The sequence below is a fragment of the Klebsiella sp. GB_Kp056 genome (assembly GCF_040064755.1).
Lineage (GTDB): Bacteria > Pseudomonadota > Gammaproteobacteria > Enterobacterales > Enterobacteriaceae > Klebsiella > Klebsiella quasipneumoniae.
In genome coordinates this window covers 54,848-61,960 of the sequence record NZ_JBEAJA010000062.1, presented here as the reverse complement: position 1 = coordinate 61,960, position 7,113 = coordinate 54,848, and the positions used below count along the sequence as shown (strand labels likewise).

Sequence of the window (7,113 nt, the reverse complement as noted above, 5' to 3'; positions counted from 1 at the left end):
ATATGGATCGTAAACCGGCTGCTGGTGCGGCGCATGCTCGGGTTGATACCCCTGCGGCGCAGGCTGTTGTCCGGCATATGGATCGTAAACCGGCTGCTGGTGCGGCGCATGCTCGGGTTGATACCCCTGCTGCGCAGGCTGTTGTCCGGCATGCGGATCGTAAACCGGCTGTTGATACTGCGCCGGCTCTGGCTGATACGCCTGCGGCGCGGGTTGCCCCGCTGGCGGCTGATAAGCAGCCTGCTGGAACGGGGCGGGTTCAGGCTGGTAGGCCTGCTGCGGCGGATAGCTGGCTTCTGGCTGATAAGCCGGCGCAGCGCCCTGATGGCCCGCCGTCGACTCGCCCCACGCCTGCGGCGCGGCAGTGGCCGCCGCCGCTGCGCCCACCGGCTCAGCGATACTGTGGCCGTTCAGCAACGGATCGTAAGGGTCGAAATCGCCCGGGCGCGCGGCGCTGGCGCCGGAAAACAGTACATCGTCGGCGGCGACAGGCGCACCGCTGGCGCTGTACTGCACGGCCTCTTCCCCGTCGTCCATCCGTTTGCCGGAGAAAAGCGCCGCGTCGGTTTTACGCCCCATAGGGTTGGTAAACTTCTCGGCCAGACGTTTACGCCGCGCCAGCGCGCTGCGCAAGATACGGGCCCGACGCGACTCCTGGGGGGTTGCCGCCTCTTCGTCGTCGTACTCTTCATCGTCGTCTTCGTATTCGCCTTCATCGACCCAGGTATCGTCCCGACGGGTGCGGTTGCTGGCAAAGGTGAGTACGGACAGGATGCCGCCGCCCAGTTTTTCCGCAATGCTGACCCACGACCAGCCGGTAAACAGCGTCAGGCCGGCCGCCCAGATGCACAACAGAGCGATGGTGCCGCCGCTGCTGTGCAGCAGCGGTTGCAGGGTGGTGCTCAGCAGGCTGCCAATCACCCCGCCAGAGGCGAAGTACCAGATATCATCGGCGTTAATCGCCGCCAGACCGCAGGAGGTCAGGATCAGGGCTAACGCACCGATGAGACGCAGAGAAACGGCGAAATAATCAATGTATTCGTCGTTTTCCTGATGCCGCCAGGCAAACCAGCATCCGCCGATGATGATCACCGGGATGGTATAGGCCATGACGCCAAAAATGAAAAACAGGGTATCGGCAAGCCACGCGCCGGGGGCGCCGCCTAAATTATGAATAGGCTCATGCCATGCCGTTTGCGACCAGCTTGGGTCCGAGGGGTTAAAGCTCAGTAATGCCGCCATCAGCCAGATGGCGAAGAGGGAGCAAAGGATGAGCATCGCCTCAAGGAGTCGGCGCCCGCTGCTGAGTTTGGTAAGTTTGACTTCTTTGTCTTCGGTGTATTCCTGGCTCAAGAAAGGCTCTCCAGGTATCAGGCTGTTTCCTGCCTGCTGCTAAAACGGACAACAGCGCCGGGTCTCCCCGGCACTGTTGCTGTATGGATTAACAGGAGTGTAATCAAACTACGTCGAGTTTGCACCTGTTCCGTGTTAGCGCGTCTTAATAACCAGACGATTACTTTGCTTGACTTCTTCCATTACCACATAGGTACGGGTGTCGTTAACGCCCGGCAGGCGCAGCAAGGTCTCGCCCAGTAATTTACGATACGCTGACATATCCGGTACGCGGGTTTTCAACAGATAGTCGAAATCACCGGAAACCAGATGACACTCTTGAATTTCTTCAAGTTTTTGCACTGCGGCGTTAAATTGCTCAAACACATCCGGTGCGCCACGATTCAGAGTAATCTCAACAAATACCAGAAGTGATGCATCCAGATAATGCGGGTTGAGCAGCGCCGTATAGCCCTGAATAAAACCCTGTCTTTCAAGACGACGCACACGCTCAAGGCAAGGCGTCGGAGAAAGTCCCACCCGTTTAGAAAGCTCGACGTTAGAAATTCGCCCATCTTTTTGCAATTCATTCAGGATGTTACGATCAATGCGGTCGAGATCTTTGCCAGGGCGCTTCTTGCTATCTACCATTATTATTGTCTCTCTGTATTCCTTCCCTACTCCTGTTCCGGCTCTGTGCCTTCACTGCCAGAGCCCATCCTGTTATTACCCGTACGACATTAGGTAACCCAGGGGTACGTGAGAAGCCCGTTGCCTGACGGCAGTCACCGATATCACGCATGGCGTCTGTCCACACCATGCGTAGATTTCGTTAACCCGGATAAAAATGGCATTTGCGTGCATGAAAATTCGCCGCACGCCAAATACTGCTTTTCTTCTTCCTTGAATGTTTTCGCAAAAGCACAGGGGATTGTCAAAGCAAAACATCGATTTTTAGTACAAGATGCCAGATATTCATCATCCACCCTGGTTGATTCTCATTTTTTCGTCTTATAATTGTCCCGCCAACAGTAGAAATAGTTATATTCCTTGCCGGGAAAATCGCCAATTCATCGGCCGCTTCTATTGCACACATCGTTAACAAAATCGCTGCGCTCTTTTTTTACGACAACAAATTCCCTACAATCCCAGCCCAATGTATGCCAATTATTATGGGGATCTCATGGGCACAGCCAAACACAGTAAACTGCTTATTCTTGGTTCTGGACCTGCGGGATACACCGCGGCGGTCTATGCCGCGCGCGCCAACCTGCAGCCGGTGCTGATCACCGGGATGGAAAAAGGCGGTCAGCTGACCACCACGACGGAAGTGGAAAACTGGCCAGGCGATCCGAACGATTTGACCGGTCCGCTGCTGATGGAGCGCATGCACGAGCATGCCGCGAAATTTGAAACCGAGATTATTTTCGACCATATCAGCCGCGTCGACCTGCAAAACCGGCCGTTCCGTCTGACCGGCGACAGCGGCGAATACACCTGTGACGCGCTGATTATCGCCACCGGCGCTTCAGCCCGTTACCTGGGTCTGCCTTCCGAAGAAGCCTTCAAGGGCCGCGGCGTTTCCGCGTGCGCCACCTGTGACGGATTCTTCTATCGCAACCAGAAAGTGGCGGTGATCGGCGGCGGCAACACCGCGGTTGAAGAGGCCCTGTATCTGTCGAACATCGCCTCTGAGGTACATCTGATCCACCGTCGCGATTCCTTCCGTGCGGAAAAAATCCTCATCAAACGCCTGATGGACAAAGTGGCAAGCGGCAACATCGTGCTGCATACCGATCGCACCCTCGAAGAGGTGACCGGCGACCAGATGGGCGTCAACGGCCTGCGTCTGCGCGATACCAAAAACAGCGACAACGTCGAGTCCCTGGAAGTAGCCGGTCTGTTTGTCGCCATCGGCCACAGCCCGAACACCGCCATCTTTGAAGGTCAGCTGGAGCTGGAGAACGGCTACATCAAAGTGCAGTCCGGTATCCACGGCAATGCGACCCAGACCAGCATCCCGGGCGTGTTTGCCGCCGGCGATGTCATGGACCATATTTATCGTCAGGCTATCACCTCCGCCGGCACCGGCTGCATGGCGGCGCTGGACGCTGAACGTTACCTCGACGGTCTGGCTGACGCGTGCAAATAATCTTTACAAGTCAGTAACAAAGGTAAAGAAGGCGACGAAAAGTCGCCTTTATTTTTGCCGCGATGTAACATTGCCGTGCCCAATATTCCCATAACGACACCTGCTAAGCGCGCAATGAATAAAACCCGTCAACAAGAGTTAACCCGCTGGTTAAAACAGCAAAGCATTATCTCCCGTCGCTGGTTGATGATTTCCCGCCTCCTCGGCGTGGCGAGCGGTCTGCTGATCGTGGCGCAGGCCTGGTTCCTGGCGCGGATCCTGCACCGGATGGTGATGGAGAATATTCCTGCGACCGCCCTGCTGCTGCCGCTGACCCTGCTGGTGCTGACCTTTGTGCTGCGCGCCTGGGTGGTCTGGCTGCGTGAACGGGTCGGCTTTCAGGCCGGACAGCATATTCGCTATGAAATTCGCCGCCAGGTGCTCGACCGTCTCCAGCAGGCGGGCCCGGCGTGGATCCAGGGTAAACCGGCCGGCAGCTGGGCGACGCTTATCCTCGAGCAGATCGACGATATGCATGACTATTATGCCCGCTACCTGCCGCAGATGACGCTGGCGGCCTGCGTGCCGCTGCTGATCGTTATCACTATTTTCCCGATCAACTGGGCCGCCGCGCTGATCCTCCTCGGCACCGCGCCGCTGATCCCCCTGTTCATGGCCCTGGTTGGGATGGGCGCCGCCGATGCCAACCGGCGTAACTTCCAGGCGCTGGCCCGCCTCAGCGGCCACTTCCTCGACCGTCTGCGCGGCATGGAAACCTTGCGTATTTTTCACCGTGGTCAGGCCGAAACGGATAATATTCGCGACGCCTCGCAGGACTTTCGCCAACGCACCATGGAAGTCCTGCGCCTGGCGTTCCTCTCCTCCGGAGTACTGGAGTTTTTCACCTCGCTCTCCATTGCGCTGGTAGCGGTTTATTTCGGCTTCTCATACCTGGGCGAGCTTAACTTCGGCCACTATGGCGCGGGCGTCACGCTGATGGCGGGCTTCCTGACGCTGATCCTCGCCCCGGAGTTTTTCCAGCCATTACGCGACCTGGGCACCTTCTACCATGCCAAAGCCCAGGCCGTCGGCGCTGCGGACAGTCTGAAAACGTTTATGGAAACCCCGCTGACCCAGGTGGAGCGTGGCGAAAAAACCTTAAATGATAACGATCTGATTGGCGTGGAAGCGCGCGATCTGCTGATTAAATCTCCCGACGGGAAAGTCCTCGCCGGGCCGCTGAATTTTTCACTGCCTGCAGGCGCGCGGGTGGTGCTGGTGGGGCAGAGCGGCTCAGGGAAAAGTTCCCTGCTGAACACCCTGCTCGGCTTTTTGCCCTATGAAGGTTCGCTGAAGGTCAACGGCGTGGAGCTGCGCGAGCTGGACGCCGATCGCTGGCGTCGCCTGTTAAGCTGGGTGGGGCAGAATCCCCAGCTTCCTGCCGCCACGCTGCGGGAAAATGTGCTGCTGGCGTGGCCGGAAGCCAGCGATGCCCAGCTTCGGCTGGCGCTGGACAAGGCCTGGGTGAGCGAGTTTATCGCTCTGCTACCGGATGGGATCCATACCGCCGTGGGCGATCAGGCGGGCCGTCTGTCGGTCGGCCAGGCGCAGCGTATCGCGGTCGCCCGCGCGCTGTTGGTGCCGTGCCGCCTGCTGCTGCTGGATGAACCCGCCGCCAGCCTCGACGCCCATAGCGAACAACGGGTCATGCAGGCGTTGACCCACGCCTCTACCCAGCAAACCACGCTGCTGGTTACCCATCAGCTTGAGGGTCTGGCGGACTGGGATGCCGTCTGGGTGATGCAGGACGGACAGATTATCGAACAAGGCGACTACGCCACGCTGGCCCGCGCCGGCGGGGTCTTCTCGGCGCTGTTGGCCCATCGTCAGGAGGAGATTTAAATGCGCGCGCTCTTACCCTATCTGGCACTGTATAAACGCCACAAATGGATGCTGCTGCTCGGCATCGTACTGGCTATTGTGACCCTGCTGGCCAGTATCGGCCTGCTGACGCTCTCCGGCTGGTTTCTCTCCGCCTCTGCGGTGGTGGGCGTCGCCGGGATCTACAGTTTTAACTATATGCTGCCCGCTGCGGGCGTCCGCGGCGCAGCGATTATCCGTACCGCCGGACGCTATTTCGAGCGTCTGGTCAGCCACGATGCCACCTTCCGCGTGCTGCAGCACCTGCGCGTCTTCACCTTCAGCAAACTGCTCCCCCTCTCTCCGGCGGGGCTGGCGCGCTTTCGCCAGGGTGAACTGCTCAACCGCGTAGTCGCCGACGTCGACACCCTGGATCATCTCTACCTGCGGGTCATTTCGCCGCTGGTCGGCGCGCTGGTGGTGATTGTGGTGGTGACCTGCGGATTAAGCCTGCTCGACGTTACCCTCGCGCTGACGCTCGGCGGCATCATGCTGGTGACCCTGCTGGTTATGCCGCCGCTGTTCTATCGCGCCGGTAAACCGGCCGGAGAGAGTATGACCCAGCTGCGCGGCCAGTATCGGCAACAGCTTACCGCCTGGCTGCAGGGCCAGGCGGAGCTGATGGTGTTTAACGCCAGCGACCGCTATCGCGCGCAAATGGAAAAAACCGAGCTCAGCTGGCAGGACGCGCAGCGTCGCCAGGCCGAGCTGACCGCGCTTTCACAGGCGCTAATGCTGTTAATCGGCGGAGTCGCCGTGGTGGCCATGCTCTGGCTGGCCTCAGACGGCGTCGGCGGCAACAGTCAGCCCGGGGCGCTGATCGCCCTGTTCGTCTTCTGCGCCCTGGCGGCTTTCGAAGCCCTGGCGCCCGTCACCGGCGCTTTCCAGCATTTAGGTCAGGTGATCGCCTCCGCGCTGCGGATCTCGCAGATCACTGACCAGCAGCCGGAAGTCTCCTTCGTTGAGGGCGAGGCCAGCAGGCCTGCGCAGGTGGCCTTAACCTTCAGGCAGGTCACCTTCCGCTACCCGCAGCAGCCCTCCCCCGCCCTGGAGAACATCTCCCTGCAGATTGCCGCCGGGGAACATATCGCTATTCTTGGCCGAACCGGCTGCGGAAAGTCGACGCTGTTGCAGTTGCTCACCCGCGCATGGGATCCGGCGCAGGGAGAGATATTGCTCAACGACCAGCCGCTGTCCGGGCTGAGCGAAGCCACCCTGCGGCAGTCAATGAGCGTGGTGCCGCAGCGCGTGCATCTGTTCAGCGCCACCCTGCGCGACAACCTCCAGCTGGCGGCGCCTGAGGCTGATGACACTCTGCTCTGCGCCACCCTTGAGAAGGTAGGCCTGGAAAAACTGCTGGAAGATGGCGGACTCAACGGCTGGCTGGGCGAAGGCGGACGCCAGCTTTCCGGCGGCGAACTGCGCCGGCTGGCCATCGCCCGCGCGCTGCTCCACGATGCGCCGCTGATGCTGCTGGATGAACCGACAGAAGGTCTGGATGCCGCCACCGAAAGCCAGATCCTGCATCTGCTGGCAGAAGTCATGCGCGAGAAAACCGTGCTGATGGTCACCCACCGCCTGCGAGGCCTGGCGCGTTTTAATCAGATAATAGTCATGGACAACGGCCAGATAATTGAGCAAGGTAGTCACGCGGAGCTGCTCGCTAAACAGGGCCGGTACTTCCAGTTTAAACAGCGTCTGTAGGCTATTATCTAATTTTTGCTGATGCG

Annotated in this window: 5 protein-coding genes; 3 read left to right on the top strand and 2 right to left on the bottom strand. The window is 59.4% G+C overall.

The features are described 5' to 3' along the window. On the bottom strand, positions 1 to 1,353 hold a 1,353-nt coding region (locus tag ABLV52_RS21995; RefSeq protein WP_348890930.1), incomplete at its 3' end, for a DNA translocase FtsK 4TM domain-containing protein. Between the two features lie 135 nt (positions 1,354 to 1,488). Next, positions 1,489 to 1,983, bottom strand: coding sequence for a leucine-responsive transcriptional regulator Lrp (gene lrp / locus ABLV52_RS21990; RefSeq protein ID WP_000228469.1), 495 nt, complete (start codon positions 1,981 to 1,983; stop codon positions 1,489 to 1,491). Positions 1,984 to 2,515: 532 nt separating this feature from the next. On the opposite strand from lrp, the gene trxB reads away from it, so the two are divergent. The 3 genes from trxB to cydC all read left to right on the top strand — a co-directional run bounded on the left by trxB (position 2,516) and on the right by cydC (position 7,087). Continuing rightward, on the top strand, positions 2,516 to 3,484 hold the full coding sequence (trxB, locus tag ABLV52_RS21985) for a thioredoxin-disulfide reductase (RefSeq protein ID WP_102003815.1): 969 nt from the start codon (positions 2,516 to 2,518) through the stop codon (positions 3,482 to 3,484). 114 nt (positions 3,485 to 3,598) lie between these two features. Further along, positions 3,599 to 5,365 (top strand): cysteine/glutathione ABC transporter permease/ATP-binding protein CydD, encoded by a 1,767-nt coding sequence (gene cydD, locus ABLV52_RS21980; protein ID WP_044521908.1) that lies wholly within the window; start codon positions 3,599 to 3,601, stop codon positions 5,363 to 5,365. Beyond that, a complete protein-coding gene (cydC, locus tag ABLV52_RS21975) occupies positions 5,366 to 7,087 on the top strand; it encodes a cysteine/glutathione ABC transporter ATP-binding protein/permease CydC (protein ID WP_348890929.1) in 1,722 nt (573 codons plus the stop codon). Positions 7,088 to 7,113: the final 26 nt, after the last annotated feature.